General features: G+C 53.7%; 1 protein-coding gene. It reads left to right on the top strand.

Annotated features, from left to right (window positions below; genetic code table 11):
* Window positions 1-201, top strand: a 201-nt coding sequence (locus tag CWB99_RS24510; protein WP_212748551.1) for a hypothetical protein, incomplete at both ends; no start/stop codon positions are given.

Raw genomic sequence — 201 nt, 5'->3', positions numbered from 1 at the left:
CAGCAGTAAAGATCTCAGTCTGTTGCTGGAGCTGCACCGCGACACCGACGCCGAGGCTCGGGAAAATCAAATATATCGTAATAGCAGCTTTGTAGGCTCCCGCCTCGCTTGGAACGACACCGATGCCACCACCTTGTTATTGGGAGCCCTTATCGATAATGGCGGCGATTCCATCGCCATTAAGGGCGAATTCGAAACCCG

It is taken from the genome of Pseudoalteromonas rubra (genome assembly GCF_005887095.1).
GTDB classification, from domain to species: domain Bacteria; phylum Pseudomonadota; class Gammaproteobacteria; order Enterobacterales; family Alteromonadaceae; genus Pseudoalteromonas; species Pseudoalteromonas rubra_E.
This window is presented reverse-complemented; position numbering and strand designations above follow the sequence as displayed.